The organism is Streptomyces wedmorensis (assembly GCF_000716445.1).
In the GTDB taxonomy this organism is placed as follows: Bacteria; Actinomycetota; Actinomycetes; order Streptomycetales; family Streptomycetaceae; genus Streptomyces; species Streptomyces wedmorensis.
The window spans coordinates 1-16627 of the sequence record NZ_JNWK01000046.1 but is presented as its reverse complement, the minus strand read 5'-3'; the positions used below and the strand labels follow the sequence as shown (position 1 = coordinate 16627).

15 protein-coding genes, 1 tRNA gene and 1 pseudogene are annotated in these 16627 nt (G+C 69.6%); 9 read left to right on the top strand and 8 right to left on the bottom strand.

Annotated features, from left to right (window positions below; translation table 11 throughout):
• Nucleotides 1–125: 125 nt before the first annotated feature.
• Nucleotides 126–1121, bottom strand: a complete 996-nt coding sequence (locus tag OO54_RS29990) for a LamG domain-containing protein (protein ID WP_078905403.1) — start codon at nucleotides 1119–1121, stop codon at nucleotides 126–128.
• Complete coding sequence (locus OO54_RS29985) at nucleotides 1061–1870, bottom strand: hypothetical protein (RefSeq protein ID WP_033208596.1); 810 nt, start codon at nucleotides 1868–1870, stop codon at nucleotides 1061–1063. The genes OO54_RS29990 and OO54_RS29985 overlap by 61 nt, the downstream gene beginning before the upstream one ends.
• Nucleotides 1871–2116: 246 nt before the next feature.
• Between OO54_RS29985 and OO54_RS29980 the strand changes: the two genes are divergently transcribed.
• Nucleotides 2117–2536, top strand: a complete 420-nt coding sequence (locus OO54_RS29980; RefSeq protein WP_033208594.1) for a hypothetical protein — start codon at nucleotides 2117–2119, stop codon at nucleotides 2534–2536.
• 186 nt (nucleotides 2537–2722) lie between these two features.
• Complete coding sequence (locus OO54_RS29975) at nucleotides 2723–4363, top strand: alpha/beta hydrolase (protein WP_234439490.1); 1641 nt, start codon at nucleotides 2723–2725, stop codon at nucleotides 4361–4363.
• A gap of 147 nt (nucleotides 4364–4510) precedes the next feature.
• On the opposite strand, the gene OO54_RS29970 is transcribed toward OO54_RS29975, so the two are convergent.
• Complete coding sequence (locus tag OO54_RS29970; RefSeq protein ID WP_033208588.1) at nucleotides 4511–5440, bottom strand: ADP-ribosylglycohydrolase family protein; 930 nt, start codon at nucleotides 5438–5440, stop codon at nucleotides 4511–4513.
• A gap of 152 nt (nucleotides 5441–5592) precedes the next feature.
• Here OO54_RS29970 and OO54_RS29965 point away from each other — a divergent pair.
• The 4 genes and pseudogenes from OO54_RS29965 to OO54_RS48600 form a co-directional block, all read left to right on the top strand.
• Nucleotides 5593–5669: transfer RNA gene (locus OO54_RS29965), tRNA-Trp, on the top strand.
• A 142-nt stretch (nucleotides 5670–5811) separates the two neighbouring features.
• Entirely contained in the window at nucleotides 5812–6450 is a 639-nt protein-coding gene (locus OO54_RS29960) for an HAD family hydrolase (RefSeq protein ID WP_033208586.1), read from the top strand.
• A 579-nt stretch (nucleotides 6451–7029) separates the two neighbouring features.
• The gene (locus OO54_RS29955; RefSeq protein ID WP_033208584.1) at nucleotides 7030–7263 is read left to right on the top strand and encodes a hypothetical protein; all 234 of its coding nucleotides are present in this window, start codon (nucleotides 7030–7032) and stop codon (nucleotides 7261–7263) included.
• Nucleotides 7264–7722: 459 nt separating this feature from the next.
• Nucleotides 7723–7968: pseudogene (locus OO54_RS48600) on the top strand (NF041680 family putative transposase); the annotation flags it as partial.
• Between the two features lie 74 nt (nucleotides 7969–8042).
• Here the strand turns inward: OO54_RS48600 and OO54_RS29950 are convergent.
• Together OO54_RS29950 and OO54_RS29945 are read right to left on the bottom strand one after the other, a co-directional pair.
• Complete coding sequence (locus OO54_RS29950; protein ID WP_200146724.1) at nucleotides 8043–9743, bottom strand: SulP family inorganic anion transporter; 1701 nt, start codon at nucleotides 9741–9743, stop codon at nucleotides 8043–8045.
• Entirely contained in the window at nucleotides 9740–10417 is a 678-nt protein-coding gene (locus OO54_RS29945; RefSeq protein WP_033208582.1) for a GAP family protein, read from the bottom strand. The genes OO54_RS29950 and OO54_RS29945 overlap by 4 nt, the downstream gene beginning before the upstream one ends.
• A 217-nt stretch (nucleotides 10418–10634) precedes the next feature.
• On the opposite strand from OO54_RS29945, the gene OO54_RS29940 reads away from it, so the two are divergent.
• On the top strand, nucleotides 10635–11999 hold the full coding sequence (locus OO54_RS29940) for a DUF1254 domain-containing protein (protein WP_033208580.1): 1365 nt from the start codon (nucleotides 10635–10637) through the stop codon (nucleotides 11997–11999).
• A gap of 16 nt (nucleotides 12000–12015) precedes the next feature.
• On the opposite strand, the gene OO54_RS29935 is transcribed toward OO54_RS29940, so the two are convergent.
• Both OO54_RS29935 and OO54_RS29930 read right to left on the bottom strand, forming a co-directional pair.
• The gene (locus OO54_RS29935; protein ID WP_234439489.1) at nucleotides 12016–12207 is read right to left on the bottom strand and encodes a hypothetical protein; all 192 of its coding nucleotides are present in this window, start codon (nucleotides 12205–12207) and stop codon (nucleotides 12016–12018) included.
• A 99-nt stretch (nucleotides 12208–12306) separates the two neighbouring features.
• Nucleotides 12307–13662 (bottom strand): DUF1254 domain-containing protein, encoded by a 1356-nt coding sequence (locus OO54_RS29930; RefSeq protein WP_200146723.1) that lies wholly within the window; start codon nucleotides 13660–13662, stop codon nucleotides 12307–12309.
• Between the two features lie 332 nt (nucleotides 13663–13994).
• On the opposite strand from OO54_RS29930, the gene OO54_RS29925 reads away from it, so the two are divergent.
• The gene (locus tag OO54_RS29925; protein ID WP_324611694.1) at nucleotides 13995–15005 is read left to right on the top strand and encodes a GlxA family transcriptional regulator; all 1011 of its coding nucleotides are present in this window, start codon (nucleotides 13995–13997) and stop codon (nucleotides 15003–15005) included.
• Between the two features lie 201 nt (nucleotides 15006–15206).
• Here OO54_RS29925 and OO54_RS29920 read toward each other — a convergent pair whose 3' ends face one another.
• Entirely contained in the window at nucleotides 15207–15590 is a 384-nt protein-coding gene (locus OO54_RS29920; protein ID WP_033208577.1) for a hypothetical protein, read from the bottom strand.
• Between the two features lie 481 nt (nucleotides 15591–16071).
• Between OO54_RS29920 and OO54_RS29915 the strand changes: the two genes are divergently transcribed.
• Entirely contained in the window at nucleotides 16072–16506 is a 435-nt protein-coding gene (locus tag OO54_RS29915) for a hypothetical protein (protein WP_157856529.1), read from the top strand.
• The last annotated feature ends 121 nt before the right edge of the window (nucleotides 16507–16627 follow it).

Genomic DNA, 16627 nt, shown 5'->3' with positions numbered 1-16627 from the left:
TTCCGTCATCCCGCCGTGGCACCCGGGGAACCGGGGCACCCCGGACACTCGGGCACCCCCACCGGGGTCGCCCCGGAGCACACCGTGTGCCCCGGGGCGACGCCGGATCGGAGATCCTCCGCAGGTCAGCTCGCGGGGGCCGTGAAGTGGCAGTCCGCGGAGACAGGCGACGTGGTGGTGCCGTCGTTGGCACGCACCCGCCACCCGTAGCTGTGCCCGGGGACGAGCTGCGGGGCCGTGACGGAGACGGCGCCGCGCCCCGTCACCTTGCCGCTCGCCGACCCGGACCCGCCCAACACGATGGGCTGCGGCCGGCTCGGGTCGGTCGTGTCCCAGATCGAGAACTCGGCCCAGATCTGCCGGGACGGATCGGGGTGCACGACGTAGCTCTTCAGCGTCGGGGTGAGGCTGGTCGCGGTGCCGAAGTCAAGTTGGAACTGCTCGACCGGACCGTGGCAGCCCTGTGACAGCGAGACGTAGGGAGCGTCCTTCATCGCGGTGCCCTTGCCGGTGGGGGCGGTCATCGTGCGGGCATGAGAGGAGGCCTGTGCGTCCCGCATGGCGTAGTCGAAGGCCTCGACACGCTGTACCGACCCCTTGAAGTAGGCGTTGTTCACACCGTTGACCTTGTCCCGGCCGACGACGAACGGCCCGGCCGCAGCCCAAGGAGCGGTGTGCGTGGCCGTGCCCTTCTTCTCACCGTCGACGTAGAGAGTGACCGTCTCGGCGGCCGCGTCGTACGTTCCCGTGAGCCTCGTCCACACGCCCACCGTCGCGGGGGCGCGCGCCTGGTCGACGTTCCAGGTCGGACTGTCCGTCTTCGGCATGCCGAACCGCCACGTACTGTCGGGCTTGTCGAACCACAGCATCATTCCGCTGATGATCTGCCCGTCCTGCGCGAGCACCACCGAAGTCCCGGCGTCCACGTCGACCTTCGCCCACGCTGAAACGGTGAAACTCCGCCGGGTATCGATCACGGGCCCGCCCGCGGTGACAGCACCGTCCGAGCCGTTCAGCGCGAGCGAACCACCGTGCTCCGCGCTCCAGGAACCGCCTCCGGTCAGCGACCGGTGTACCCACCAGAACCACCCATGAGCCCACCGGCGGAGTCCAGCCCCCACGACAGCTTCGGCCCACCCTGGGTCCGGCCGTAGACAGGGGTGTGATCGGAGTACGCCTCAGCACCGGGCGTGCACTTCGGCAGCCACGACTTGTCACCCGGCTTGAGCCTGCAGTCGGGCTGCACCGAGTCCGAGTAGTCCGTCCAGTCGCCCAGACTCGTCCACGAGTCACAGCCGGTGAACCCGTCCGTGGAGAACAGATAGTCGATCTTCGACGTCAGGAACTCGCCCTGCGAAGTGATCGCGTAATCCACAGGCTCACCCGCCGGATTGCCGTCGTTCACCTCCATCGCGCGCGTGACCTTGGTGATCTCGTTGGCCGCGTCACCCGGGAGATACGACCGCTGATCGCACTCCGACATCATGCTGTAGAGCTTCTGGAGCCGGTCCTGGACACTCGTGTTGAAGTCCCCACCGAGAACCACCGACGGAAAGCTCCCTGCCACCGCGGCGACCGTGTCGATCTGCTCCTTGTAGTACTGGTCGGCTGTCGCGGCCGCCAGCCTCCCCGCCTTGACGTCCTCGCCGAAATTGGCGACATGGGTCGTGCACAAGTGCTGCTCCCAGCCGTCCACCTCAGCGCACAGCACGGTCCCGCGGCCCATCGACAGACCGAGCGGAGTGTCGAAGTCCGTCTCGCTTGTCCAGGTGATCCGCCCCTTCACTCCGATCGCCACCCCCAGCGTGCCGTTCAGGCTGCCCCGGCACTCCGACCCCTCCTGATCGATGAGTTCGACCCCTGCCCCCACCCCGACTCAGGGCAGCACCTCTGACTTTGCCCATCAGCCAGAACATGATCAACAAGAACGCCCCGCCGGCCGGGGCAATCCCCGACGCACACACGAGTCAGCGGCGCTCGGTCGACGCTGTGTTGATGCCGCGTCCGCAGATGTGCGGACCACCTCACCCTTCCTCCGCCGCCTGCCCCCTGGTGGTCAACTTCGGTCCCACCCGGGCGGTGTGTCGGAAGTGAATCTTGTGCATAGGGTGGCGGCATGTCACTGGGTCACATAGTCCTCTCGTCCGGTCGTTCGATCCGGCTCACCGAGCTACGCATGTCTTCGACCTACGCGGGGATGCTGGAGGGCTACCCGTGCAAGCGCATCAACGACCTCAAGGTCAGTTGGCTCCAGCGCCATGCCGAAGGCGCATTCTCCTCCACGCCGGTCCATTTCGTTCCGCCCTCCCGCCACTACCCGGACGAGGCCGCCGGTGCCTTCGGTCCCGTCGAGGTGCTGCCCTCCGTGTTCTGCGTCGGGGTCTTCGACTCCGCGCCGCTTGACCGGGCAATGGACGGTTCCACCCTCGTGGTCGCCTGGTTCCAGCCCGGCCCGGAGGTGCCGGCAGGAGAGGACGCTGATCTTGCGCTTCGCAGCATTCGTTGGGAGGAGTTGGCCCAGGACTACGAGCTGTAGGCAGGTGTGCTGATCGCGGCCACCCATTGATGGCCGAGATCTCTCCGGCCCATGAAGCGTGATCAACCACAGCACAAGAAGCACGTTCGACGCACGGCCAGGCCGGGGTTTTCTCAGGGGAGGCCCCGAGCCGTTTCGGGGACTTCCCGGAGTGAACAGTGGTGACCACCGTCCTAGCGTGATGGCATGTCAACTTCCCGACGCATCCGGTTGCTCGCGGCATGCGCGGTGGTGCTCACCGCCACCGCGACGACCACGGCCGCAGGCGCCACCACGTCCACCGACACCACGTCCGCGACGACGACCACCACCGCCACCGACTCCACCGGCACCAGTTCCGCAGCGACCCTGACCCCTGCCTCTGCGAACGGCACCACCGGCACGGACCAGGACCCGCTGGCCCGCTTCCACAGCCAGCGACTCCACTGGCACACGTGCTCCCTCGACGCCTCCGACGCACTCGGCCGGGCACTGGACGACGCCGGCGCCGCATGCGCCGACGTCACCGTCCCGCTCGACTACACCGACCCTGCCGGCCGCACCATCACCGTCGCCGTATCCCGCCTGAAGGCCACGGACGCAGCGCACCGCGTCGGCGCGCTGCTGCTCAACGACGGCGGACCGGCCGGCCCCAGCCTCCACATGCCCCTCACCAAGCCGAAGGTGATGGGAGATGTCGCAGGCCGGTACGACCTGATCGGCATGGACCCGCGCTTCGTCGGCCGCAGCACCCCGCTGGACTGCGGCTGGGACCTTGGATCCGCCTTCTTCCGCTCTGCGGGGTCCAACCTGGCGGCGTACCGCGACGAGGTCACCGTCGCACGCGAACTCGCCAAGCAGTGCAAGCGCGCGCACGGCGACGTCCTGCCGCACGTCACCACCCGCAACACGGCCCGCGACATGGACGTCATCCGCGCGGCCCTCGGCGAAGGCGCCCTCTCGTACCTCGGCTACTCCTACGGCAGCTATCTCGGCGAGGTCTACACACAGCTCTTCCCCGGCCGCACCGACCGCATGGTGCTCGACGGCGTCAACACCCCGGAGCAGTACAACCAGACCCTCCTGCGCGGCGCCGAGACGGCCAACGAGGCCGCCCTACGCGCGTGGGCTTCATGGGCGGCCGCACGGCACGACACCTTCGGCCTGGGCGCCACGCGAGGCGAGGTCCTGGCGACGGTGAACCGCATACTCGCCGCCGCCGCGCAGGAACCGCTCAGGATCGGCACGACGTACCAGCTCGACGAGCACGTCCTTCCGTCCCTCTTCGTAGGCGGCCTCGGCAGCGACCTCGACGAGCGCCGCACCGCCCTCGCCGACACCGCCCGCATCCTGGCGCGCGCGGCGGACCGAAAGCCCGTCGAACCGTCCGAAGCACTCGCCGGCCAACTGGAGTTCCTCCTCACCGGAGCGGGATCGGCCCCCTCCAGCCAGATGACCGCGATCCTCTGCGGCGACGTCGCCGAGCGACGAGGCGTCGGCACCTACTGGCGCGCCGTCGAGAAGTCCCGCAAGGTCTCCTCCCTCACCGGGCCCCTGGCCAACAACATCACCCCGTGCGAATTCTGGGACCGCCCCACCGAGCCACCGACCCAGCTCGACAACGACATTCCGGCCCTCCTCGTCAACGCCACCGGCGACCCCCGCACCCTCTACTCCGGCGCCACCGCCATGCGCCGCCAATGGCCGAGCTCCCGACTGCTCACCGTCCAGGGCGCCCGTCAGCACGGCCTGTACGGCGAATACGGCAACACCTGCGTCGACGACCACGTCAACGCCTACCTGCGCACGGGTCAGCTCCCCACACGCGACCTGACCTGCCAGGCGTAACCCTGGCAGCGGACACGGGCCGCCGACCTGGACGATGGATGGACGGCGCCCATGGAAGCTCCCGTACGCCGATGAACCCAGGGCCCGGGGCCACCCGCCGGCACTTGCCCCCGGCACGTGACGAGCCTCGGCGGGTACGGCCTTGGGTCACCCCGACAGGTGCCCTCGCCCGGACACGATCGGCGGTAGCGGCTCGCGGGCCGCGTGCCACGCCTGAGGAAGGTCGGCCACACCCGTACGAGCCGCGATCACGCCGCCCGCGATGGCGCACGTGGTGTCGATGTCGCCAAGTCCGGCGACGGTGAACCACAGGCCCTCGTGCAGGTCGTCGAGGTGCCCCGCGGCACACCACAGGGCGTACGGGACGGTGTCGGGACCGGACATGCGGTACCCGGAACCGAGCACCTCCGCGGCGTGCCGGACCGAAGTGCGGTCCGGCATCCGCGCCGCGATCCGCACTCCCGACCGGACATCACTCACCGGGAGCTGCTCGGCGACGGCGTGGAGGAAGTCCTGTCGCGCCGGAGCGGGACCTCCCCGACTACGAGCCGCCAGCGCCGCACCCACGGCGACCGCCACCGCCCCGGCGACGGCCTCCGGATGGTGATGCGAGACCGCACTCTGACGCGCGGCCTGTTCCACGACCGTGCCGAGGTCGTCGGCATGCCACGCACCCAGCGGCGCCACACGCATGGCTGCCCCGTTCCCCCAGGAACCCTGGCCACCGAACTGCCCTGCGACCACTCCCTGCCAAGGCTCGCCCGCACCGATCCGCCGCAGCACGTCGTGCATCGACGCCCCGTACCCACGGTGCGTGTCCTCGGCATAGGCCCCAGCAAGCCCCGCGGCGAGGCGATCCAGGTCCACGATCCCGTCGCCCTCGGCGAGCTCCCGCACGAGAACGACAGCCTGCGCCGTGTCGTCGCTCCACCTCCACAACGCCTCCGCCGGCAACGTACGCGCCTCCAGCCGCTCCACGCCCTCCCGACGCAGAATCCCGAACCAGCGGTCACCGAACGCGTCCCCGAAGGCCAGCCCGTTCAGCGAATCCCATACAGCGAGTGGTACGTCGATCATCGGACCAGTATCACCACTCGACGCCACCCGCACATTCCCGTTCCGGGCGGGCAGGCACCTCACAAGGACGCCCCTGCCTGCCCCTCGTCCGGCCGACCGAAATATTGGCTGGCACGCGAGGCCACCGGAGTGCGAAGCTATCCGCACACCGAAGGGGTGTAGCTCAGATGGCCAGAGCGCCGGTCTCCAAAACCGGATGTCGCAGGTTCGACTCCTGTCACCCCTGCCAAGGCACTACCGCCACCTCCCGCCGATTCAGCCCAGCCGTGAGCTCGCTGCCGAGGAGGAGTGGCAGGAGAGGGTCCCCCGACGTCCACACCAGCGCGCGGCCCACGCTCGCGGGTCAGCCAGGACGAAGAGGGGGAGTTCACGTGACGACGACCTGCGTCATTCTCGACATCGGGGGCGTACTGGAGTTCACACCGGACACGGGATGGGTGCAACGGTGGGAACAACGCCTGCACCTCCCACCCGGCACCGTGAACGCGCGAATGCACGACGTGTGGCACGCCGGCAGTCTCGGAACCATCAGCGAGCGCGACGTACACGAACAGCTGGCAACTCGTCTGGACCTCTCCACCGCGGATACCGACGCCTTCATGGCCGACCTCTGGACGGAGTACCTGGGCACGCCCAACGACGAGCTCATCGACTACGTGCGCGGACTCCGCGGCCATTGCCGACTGGGCATCCTGAGCAACAGCTTCGTCGGCGCCCGAGAACGGGAAACAACGCTGTACCACTTCGACGAACTCGTCGACGAGATCGTCTACTCCCACGAGATCGGCATCGAAAAGCCCGACCCCCGGGCCTTCGAAACCGTCTGCGCCACCCTGGACGTACAGCCGGAACACTGCCTCTTCATCGACGACGTCGCCGTCAACATCACCGCCGCCCAATCCACAGGCATGCACGCCCACCTCTTCGAGGACAACCCCCGGACCATCACCCGCATCGCAGCCCATCTAGCCGCCGGGCCCTCGCTCCTGGAACAGTCCCGGCTCGCATGACGCCGGTACTACTGCCGGTCCTCCGTCTCAGCGTGCCCGTGGCTCCAGGCCAGTCAAAGGAGAACGGTCGCCACCTGGGCACAGGGATGAATGGATGCTCGGAGGTTCCTCTACCGGAAGGCCATGCCGCATCGGTCAGCGCGATGACGACTTCGACGACTCTGGTCGGTCGTGACGACCGACGCGCCATCGGCCCCCTCGTCCTCATGACCTGCCAGCGGAGCCCATCGTTCGACAGAGTCCGAGGATGCGATCGTTCAGGAGGGTCGGAGTAGAGGACGGCGCTTCGAATGCGCACAAGCTGCTCACGCCAATGGCGTAATCCGCGGAACGCGCGAGCACCGCGTGCAAGGAGGCGCAGGCGGAAGGCCGTAGCGGCGCGAGGGTGACAATGGCCGACTTGCCGAGGCGGGGGAAATTATCAACGCACGTTTGGAAAGCATCGTTTCTGCACGTCAGCGGCCCCCTAATCCCTTGTCCGGCATTGGAGTGAGATGCCGTATCTCGTTGCCCGCTGTCGCGTTTGACCGCGCGACGGGCACATTCCGGCACGTCATTCGAAGATTCTGAGGAGTGGTTATGCGTTCTCTGGTCGCGTCTGTCCTGGCCGTGGGCATCGTGTTGGTCGGCGCGGGCGGCGCGCTCGCGCACGACGGTGTCGGAATCGGCGGCTTCGACGGCGGCGGCGCCGGCTTCACCTCGCACTGTTCGGCGACCGGCGTTCCGTCCGTCTACGGCACCATCTTCACCGGTTCCTGCTCGGACAGCGGTTGGGAAAAGGGCGAGGAGTTCACCTACTTCGGCGTCCACTGACCTTCGGCCCCACCAGGCAGTAGGCATCACTGAGAAAACCCGCACCCCGTGCCCACGCACGGCCAGCGGCAACGGCCCGCCCTCATACGTGAGGGCGGGCCAGTTGGTTCAGGGCAAACCACCCGAGTTCGCATTGATGCCGGGGAGAGACTCGGCTCCGGCCCGATGGACCAGTCGCACGGTGCCCACGGTAACTCGCCCCACGAGTGCTGCCGAAGCCAGGCTTTGACTGGCCACTTGTCCGGCACGTCCATGAGCCAAACCATCTCGTTGACGTCCATCCCAGAACCCCAGGGGCGCCCACATCTGCGCTGTAGGGTCCAGGATTTCGCGGTCGGCCACACTGCGCGATCACGTGATCCACGAGAGTCGCCTGGAGCTGGCGAGGCTCTTCTTCGCCGACTTCGACCCGTCCGTACGGGGCATCGTCGCGCAGCCGTTCTTGATGACGGCTGAGGTGAGAGGCCCGTTCGCGCGGACAGGCTCACCCCGGCACGTGTTCGCCGCGACTTCCGGCACATCCGCTTGAAGGCCGGATGCCCGGCCAGAGCGCCGAAACCCACCCGCCCAGGACCCGGACGACCTCCCGGCCGAAAGAACACCCGGCCCACCCCGCGACACGACGTCCACACACCCCGCAAGACGAGCACCACCACGTCCCTGACCAAGAAGTCACCCACCCCACGACCCCGCCGTACAGGTTAAAAGATCAAGCTAGACCGCGGAGGACTGTCGGCGATCCCAACATGGACATTCGTGTGCGTGGGTGCGCCGGAGCGTCAACTGTTCTGTGTCTTGCGTGTGGTTTCTTCGATCCACTGCCTGGCGCGGGCAATGGCTTCCTGCTGAGCGCCGAAGATGTCGCTTGTGGGGGGCAGGACGGCGTCCTCGCCGAGTTCCGCTGTGACGCCGGTGCGACGGAGGACGGTTTGGAGACGGGGTTCGACACCCGCTAGGTAGAGGCGGCCGCCGTGGGTGTGCAGATCGCGTGCGTAGCGTTGCAGCAGTTTCAGTACAGCGGAGGAGGGGACGTCGGGGACGCCGCGCAGACCTAGGATCACAGCCGCGCCGCGCGCGTTGGTGGTGTTGGGCCACTGTTCGTCGATCCGGGGCGTCTCGGCGAACAGCGAGATGCCGTCGTAGTGAAGGACGGTGAGGGTGCCGGGTTCGATCCGGTCCGGGACGTCGGAGACCCGCCACCGGCCGTCGCCGTCCTCCTCCAGCGCGTGGAGTCGGCTTTGGCGGGCTGCCTGCACGCAGTAGAGGAGGAGCGAGAGGACCGCTCCGATGACGATGGCCTGCTGGAGCGGGAGCTGGGTGGTGGCCAGGAAGGTGACGGTCATCGCGGTGGACGACAGCGGGGAGGTGCGCAGGACGAGGGCGATGTCCGGGAGGCGGCCCACGATCAGTTCGCAGCCGATCACGATGATCAGGCCGCCGATCACGGGCATCGGGATGCGTTCGGCGAGCGAACCGAGGGTGAGGACGAGCAGCGCGAGCCACACCGCGGCGAAGATGCCGGTCCATCGGGTGCGGGCGCCCGCGCTGACGGCGACGCCGGTGCGGGACATCGAGCCGCCGGTGGGCAGCGCCCCGAACAGGCCGCCGCCGATGTTGCCGAGGCCCTGGGCGACGAAATCGCCGTTGACGGAGGACTTGGTGCCGTCGGGGTTGGGCACGCTGGGCCCGATGGAGGCGGCCTGGGCGAGTCCGACGAGGGCGACGGCGAAGGCACCGGGCAGGAGCGCGCCGGCAGCCGTCAGGTCGGGGGCGGTGAAGGCGGGCAGGGCACCGGGGATCGGGCCGATGTCGCCGGCCAGTTCCACGTGTGTGCCGAGGATGCCGACGGCCACGCTGACCACGAGCAGGGCGACCAGGACGGCCACCGGCTTCAGCCGTTCCACCAGGCGCACCAGGGCCCAGACGGCGACCGCGGCGAGGGCGGTGAACACGGCCGCGGGCTTCCAGTCGCCGATGTGGATGATCCAGTCGCCGAGTTGGAGGAGCTTGTTGTGGCCGGCCGGCTTGTAGCCGGTGGCGTCCTTGAGGGAGCCGGTGATGATCTGCAGGGCGATGCCGGTGGAGAAGCCTGTCATGACGGCGTTGGAGACGAACGACATGATCGCCCCGAGCCTCAGCACGCCGAGGAGCAGCATGATTGCTCCGGCCATGACGGCCAGGGTGGCGACGTTGCCCGTGTCCAGGGTGTCGAGTCCGGCCTCCTTGACGACGCTTTGCGATGTCAGGGCGAGGGCGGAGGTGAGGGTGGTGACCATCAGGACGGTGCGGGCGAAGAGGGAGCCCAGGAGGGTGGGGACGACGCCGGCGTAGATGCCGGCGACCGGGTTGAAGCCGCCGATCGCCGAGTACGCCATGCCTTCCGGGATGGAGAAGAGGCCGGTGGCGAGGCCGGCGGACACGTCGGAGGGCTTCGGCGTGCCGAGTGCCCGCAGCCGGGCCCGGGCCGGCGCGAACGTCACGAGGCGAGTCCGCTGATCGCGTCTCCCACGTACTTGGCGCCGAGCACGACGAGGACCACCGTCATGATCGCGCTGTTGTGCTCGCCCATCCACGTCTTCCAGCCGCCGAGCACCGCGGCCGACCTGCTGCCGCCGAAGACGTACACGAGCAGGGGCAGCAGGACGCAGGCCGAGCCGATCAGGACGAACAGGACGCCGGCGACGGCCTTGCCGCCGCCGCTCGCCGGGCTGCTCGCGATGGAGGCCGCGCCGCCGACCGCGAGGACCAGGTTCTTCGGGTTGGCGCCGGACAGCAGGGCTGCGAGTCCGGCCGCCTTGCCCGGGGTGAAGTGGTCGATCGCCCGCATCCAGCCGGGCAGCGTGTGCTCCTGTCCCTCCCTCGGGCGGTCCTTCCACTGCTTGGCGCCCATGAGCAGGAAGAGCACGCCGAGCGCGAGCTTGAGCCAGTACGTCCAGTCGGCGGGTGTGCCTCCGTCGTCGGCACCGGCGCCCGAGCCGGCGAGGACGACCACGGTGGTGATCACTCCGAGCGTGACCATCCAGCCCAGCGTGAACGCCGTGCCGTTGACCTTGCCGCGCGGGGTGGCCAGCATCAGCACCACTGCGATCAGCGGAAGGGGGCTGATCGCGATGCCCACCGCCGACGCCAGCATCTGCCCGACGGCGTCACCCATCGCTGCCTCCTCCGTACCGGCCCCGCTCCGCCCCCGCCACGGCAGGCGGTGTGCACGAGCCTTTCCGTCCGCTCGGGGGGCCGCAACGGAGGCAGGGCCGAACGGGTGACGCCTCCCCGGCCACCCCGCGGTCGCGAGGCGCGGTTGCGGACACCCCGGAATGCGATGACCGTCAGAGGGCTTACGTCCGCCTCTCGGCGTACGGATCGGAGTCCGCATGGACGCGCAGACGTTGAAGCAGCAGATCGCCACGGCCCACGAGAAGGCGCGGGCCGACGAGGGGTACTGGCTCGGCATGGCGGCCTTCCGCTACGGCTTCCCGCTCCTGGAGATGCACCGCAGCCTGTGGGAGTGGCACGTCGACACGTCTGCCCCGACGCACCTCGGCGCGATCAACGAGATCCACCACACCCCGCGCCGCGCGGAGCCGGGGGACACGTACTTCGTCACGCCGATCGTCGACGCCCCGTACTCGCGCGCCTTCGTCGACCTGTCCGGCGGCGCGGTGGTCCTCGCCGTCCCGCCCGTCACCGACCGGTACTTCACCGTGCAGCTCCTGGACGTGTACACCAACAGCTTCGCCTACGTCGGCACCCGCATGGGCGACACCACCGGCGGCGACTTCCTGCTGGCCAGGCCCGGCTGGCGCGGCACCGTCCCCGACGGCATCACCCGGGTCATCACCGCCCCCACCCCCCCCCTCGTCTGCCTCCTGGCCCGCGTCACGATCCTCGACGACGACGTCCCCGCCGCCGTCGCCCTGCAGAAGCGGATCGCCCTGCGCCCCGCCGACCCGGCCACCCCCAAGCCCGACCCCTCGGCCAACCCGCCCGCCCGTGACTGGCGGGGCGAGGGCGGCGATCCGCTGGACTTCCACCGGATGCTCGCCGACTGCCTGAGCGCGAGCCCGCCCCCGGCCGCCGAGGCCGGCGTCCTCGGCCTGCTCGCCCGCATCGGCATCACCCCGCACCGCCCCTTCGACCCCTCCCGGCTCCACCCCACGGCCGTCGACGGCCTGCGGCGGGCCGTCGCGGACGGACTGCGCGACCTGTACGCGGACATGCCGTTCGCCGGCCCGTCCCACAACGGCTGGGTCATGGTCGACGTCGACACCATCGGCGACTGGGGCACCGACTACTTCTCCCGCCTGGAGATCGCCCAGATCGGCCTGCTCGCCAACCGTGCGAAGGAGGCGTACTACATCGGCGCCGTCCTCGACGGCGACGGCGACCCGCTCTCCGGCGAGCACCGCTACGAACTCCGCTTCGGCCCGGACGACTTCCCGCCCGTGGACGCCTTCTGGTCGCTGACCATGTACCTCAACCCGCAGGGCTTCCTCGTCGAGAACCCCATCGGCCGCTACCACCTCGGCAGCCTCACCAAGGACCTCGCCTTCGGCCCCGACGGCTCCCTCACCCTCTACCTCCAGCGCGAGAACCCCGGCCCGGACAAGGAGTCCAACTGGCTACCCACCACCGAACCCGGCGTCCTGTTCCGCCTCATCCTGCGCCAGTACCTGCCCACCCCCGACATCCTCACCGGCCGCTACGCACCCCCGGCCGTCGTCCGCGTCGACCGCTGAGCGAATCCGGTGTCGGTCATCGGGCCTCACCCTCCATCGCGTCGTCGCGCCAGGCCACGAGCCGATCCTCGAGCAGCCCGTGGCCGTCCAGTACGTGCCGGGTGAAGGCATCCCGCTCGTGAGCCAGGACCGCCGCTTCCCACACACCCTCGATCCCCGTGTGGACGCGGACGTGGTCGCCGTCACCGACGGCATGGAGAAGCAGCACGGCGAGCCCGAGGGAGCCCCGACTGTTTTGGCTGGTCAGGTTCCGGAGAGGGGCGTCGGCGTCCGCAGGCGGACGCCCCACTCCGGAAGGGCTCGGCCGTCAGGTTTCGAGCGGCTCGAAGTCACCCGGCTTCCACGACCCGTCGAACGCAGGCTGCTCCGGTCCGTAGATGCGGAAGTACGTGAACCAGCCACGGCCGGGGACGGTCTGGATCCACCGTCCCTCCGCACCCGGAGGTTCGCTCGGTCCGAAGTACAGGTCCACGCTGTCGGCGCCGTCCGCCGGCTCAAGCTTCTCGAAGAGTGACCGCAGCGCCGCCTGGCCCTGTTCGGCCACGACCTCGGACCGGGTCCGCGCGTCGTAGGCGGTCACGGACCAGAACAGGCCGGCCGGTACCGGCAGCGGGACGGTCAGCCGGTACGTACGGCTGCCGTCGAGGTAGTTCCCGGTGGCGTCCCGCAGGCCGAGCCAGTACAGCGAGCCCTGCCCCACGGCCCGGCGGAACATGGCCGGGGAAGCCACGATCGCCTGGGCGAACCACCGGTCCTTGGCCTCGACGTCCAGGGACCCCTCCCTCTCGAAGGTGCCGTTCTCCGGCCGCAGCCCCGCCCACTCCCAGGACCGGTCCGGCCAGACCGTCCGGTCGGGCCGGTCGGAGGCGAAGGCGGAGACCAGCATCTCGTCGCGCCCGATCCGCGCGGCTTCGGTCAGCAGGGCCGCCGTCCGCTCGTCGGGATCGAACGGGCGGCCCGCCTCGACGCCCAGCTCGGCGAGGAGCCCGAGCATCGGCCGCATCTCCTCGACGGCGGGCTCGGAGTCGATCACCGAGTGCAGAACCCGCCAGAACTCCAGGTTGTCCTCCCAGGCCAGGCAGGTGCAGTCGATGGCACGATCGCTGTAGTCGGTGAAGGTGTACGCCGGCGGGTCGTCGCTCCGGTCCAGCGGATAGAACCGCACCGAGGACAGCAGTCCGTTCGCCGTCGCCACGTCCCCGCCCAGCGGCAGCACCCGCAGCGCGCAGAACGCCGTCCAGGTGTCGCTGCGCGCCACGACGTACCCGCTCTCGGGCACGTCCCCGTCGTAGCCGGGCGGCAGCAGCAGGTGCTTGCCGCCCTTCGCCCCGTACGCGCCGGGCAGCCCCACGTCCACGATCCACCTGTGGTGGTGGTCGTCCACGAGCCCGATCAGCGGTCCCGGCGGCAGCTCGATCACCATCGGCCCGCTCTTGCGCAGGTCGAGGACGCCACCGGAGTAAGGGGTGTCGGAGTTCAGCGTGAAGCCGGTGTGGTGCGGCCGGGCGATGAACAGCAGCGCCGTCTCGTTGTCGACCGCGCCCGCGTCCCGGGTCCCCTTGAAGATCCCCTCCAGCGAGACCGTCGGATAGAAGAAGCGGTACGCCTCGACCGCCCGCCGCAGATCCCGCCGGCCCCGCGCGGCAGCCGCACTCTGCGCCACCGGAAAACCATCCTCGAAGTCCACCAGGCCATTCGCCACGACAAGCCTCTTCCAGCCGGTTCCCGGGCTGGAGGTCTCCCTCCGGCCCCTGAAGTACGGACCACGCTTCCCGCTCGCTGCCGCACCGGCCATCGAACAGGGCCAGACGAGTGAGGCCCCCGGCCAGAGGGACGACCCGCTGGACCCCGCGATGGAGGACCGCCCTGAACGCCTTCGAGATCGCCTTCGACGGCCGGTTCTCCCGGCGGGTGTCTGGATCTGCGATATCCGTGTCATTGCAGTCATCTGCGGCCCGGCTGAGGATGGGCCGCATAAGTCAGCCGCGCAGGATCGTGCTTGCCGTCTTCGACGGAGTGGAGTCGTTGGACGTCACGGGCCCCGCGCAGGTCTTCTCCGCGGCGAGCCGTCTGCTGGGCCGGTCCGGACGGGGTTACACCGTCGAGCTCGTCGGTGCCGGACCTGCGCCGGTGCACTGTGCGGGCGGGGTTCGTCTGCTGGCCGACAGTGCCTTCGCCGACTCGGACGGCGAGGGAGTGGACACTCTCGTCGTGCCCGGCGGGCTCCGGATCCGTCCCGATGGCGTCGAAGCCGTCGTCGACCCCGAGGTCCTGACCTGGGTCGCACGCGTCGCACCGCGCGTACGACGGGTGGTGTCGGTCTGCGCCGGTGCGCACACGCTCGCCGCTGCGGGGCTGCTGGCCGGCAGGCGGGCCACGACGCACTGGGCCACGGCCGAGGCCCTGGCCGAGCGGCACGCGGACGTCACCGTGGACGCCGACGCCGTCTACGTGCGGGCCGACCCGGTGTGGACGGGGGCCGGGGTGAGCGCGGGCATCGACATGAGCCTGGCGCTCGTGGCCGACGACCACGGTCGCAGGCATGCGCTGTCGACCGCCAAGTGGATGGTGATGTACCTGCAACGGCCCGGGGACCAGAGCCAGTTCAGCGCGCCCCTGAAGCGGCAGAGCACGGCCCGTGCCGACATCGCGGAGCTCCTCGCCTGGATCGACGCGCATCTCGCCGAACGGCTGACGGTTCCCGCCCTCGCCGCCCGGATGAGACTGGGCGAACGCCAGTTCGCCCGGGTCTTCGTCCGCGAGACCGGCAGCACACCCGCCGCCTATCTCGACGCCCAGCGCGTCCACGCCGCACGCCGAATGCTCCAGGACACCGACCTCACCCTCGCGGCCGTCGGCACACGCCGCGGCTTCGGCTCCGTTCACAGCTTCCACCGCGCGTTCAAACGCCACACCTCCGTCACGCCGCAGACGTACCGCCGGCACTTCACCAGCACGGCCGCGCCCGATCCGGCCGTCACCCCTCAGGAGACCGAGAACCCATGAGCTCCGCCCCCGCACTCGCCCGGCGCCCCGACACCCCGCTCGCGGACCTCGCCGAGCGGATGCTGCGCGCCGCCGCGCCGTCGGCACTGGTGGCCCACTGCCACCGCACGTACGCCTACGCCGAGGCGATCCTCCACCGCCGAGGCCTGCCCCCGGACCGCGAGGCCCTCTACCTCGGCGCCGCACTCCACGACCTGGCCCTCACCCCGGCCTGGGAGCACCCCTCGACGCCCTTCGAGGAACACGGCGCGGCCGTGGCCCACGAGGCGCTCGTCCGGCACGGCGCGCCCCCCCGGACTCGCCGACCTGGTCCACGACGGGATCCGCCTCCACCTCGACCTCGCCACAGGCGACGACCACCGTCCCGAAGTCGCCGGCATCCACCTCGGCTCCGCCGCCGACGTCCTCGGCCTCCGCCTGGACGAGATCCCGGCACACACCCTCGACCTGATCCTCGAAACCCACCCGGCGGAAGGACTCACCCCCTTCCTCCGCGACGCCTTCACCCGCGAAGCGCAGAGCAAGCCCCACCGCGCCACCGCCGTGCTCATCCGCGAATTCCGCCTGCTCGACATGCTGCGCCACGCTCCCAGCGCATGAGCGGAACGGTCCGCGTCGACAGCTGAGCGCACGCAACGTCGCGGAAGTGTCCGTCGCCGCTGAACGGAGGCTGAGTCCAGGCCGCTGAACTGCGTCTCTGGCGTGCCCACCGTCGAGAGCTGCTGGGCGGCGGTCTCGGCGAGCGGACACGCGCACGTGGCGTGGTCGAGGCCCGGCCCGGGCCGGTGAGCGAAGGCGTGGACGGCTGCGGCACGCTCTTGTGGTGCGGGGGCTGGTGTGCCGCGAGCGACACGTCACGGGTGTGACGTCTACAGGCCCGTGTGGTCGATGACGTTGCCGTTGGAGCAGTTGTTCTTGTGGTCGTCGGCCCAGTCGCCCAGGACGGGTACGACGGCTACCTCATGGAGGCAGACGGCGGCTGCGGCCTGGAAGCTGTCCGGGCGATCACATCGCGATGTGGCATGCCGAGTACTCCTGTCATACGTCCTCGGTAGAGTTCGCCCGCATGGGAGCGAGTAGATGGTCGTACTTCACGCCTTTCCGGCCGAGTGAACAAGTCGCTCTGAACGATCTTCGCGAGGCGGTCTTCGCCCGCGATGCCGAGTACTACCGGGAAGCGGGCGTTGAGACGCTGGCAGCGCTGACGGCGAGCGGTTGGCTGGAGGAGGAACCAGCGCATTCGGTGCTTGACGTCGAACGCGTGGTCCGCTGCGAGGAGGACATGGAGGAGCCCGGCGACGTAAGAGTGGTCGAAGCGGCGGAAGCCGTCGAACTGTTCGGGACGGCGCAGCCCGTGCGAGAGGTCGTCGAGCAGGCCCTGAATCGGGCCGGGGATGGATGGTTCCCGCCGTTCGATCGTGGCTCCGGCTGCTGCACGATCGTCTACGGCGCCGAGGGCCGCCCGACAGAGCTGTGTTTCTGGGGCTTCACCGGCGACTGATCCATGCTCCATGGCCAGACCTGCCCGCTAGTCTTCTGAGTCAGGAATTCTGTTCAGATGTATAGGCTTGCCCTATGGCACGTACGGGGCGGCCGAAGGCCGAGTTGATCCTGTCGGATAA

Coding starts and splice junctions, on each gene's coding strand:
- OO54_RS29975 (WP_234439490.1), top strand. CDS start 2,723: ATGTCAACTTCCCGACGCATCCGGTTGCTCGCGGCATGCGCGGTGGTG.
- OO54_RS29915 (WP_157856529.1), top strand. CDS start 16,072: ATGGGAGCGAGTAGATGGTCGTACTTCACGCCTTTCCGGCCGAGTGAA.
- OO54_RS29955 (WP_033208584.1), top strand. CDS start 7,030: ATGCGTTCTCTGGTCGCGTCTGTCCTGGCCGTGGGCATCGTGTTGGTC.
- OO54_RS29940 (WP_033208580.1), top strand. CDS start 10,635: ATGGACGCGCAGACGTTGAAGCAGCAGATCGCCACGGCCCACGAGAAG.
- OO54_RS29980 (WP_033208594.1), top strand. CDS start 2,117: ATGTCACTGGGTCACATAGTCCTCTCGTCCGGTCGTTCGATCCGGCTC.
- OO54_RS29945 (WP_033208582.1), bottom strand. CDS start 10,417: ATGGGTGACGCCGTCGGGCAGATGCTGGCGTCGGCGGTGGGCATCGCG.
- OO54_RS29970 (WP_033208588.1), bottom strand. CDS start 5,440: ATGATCGACGTACCACTCGCTGTATGGGATTCGCTGAACGGGCTGGCC.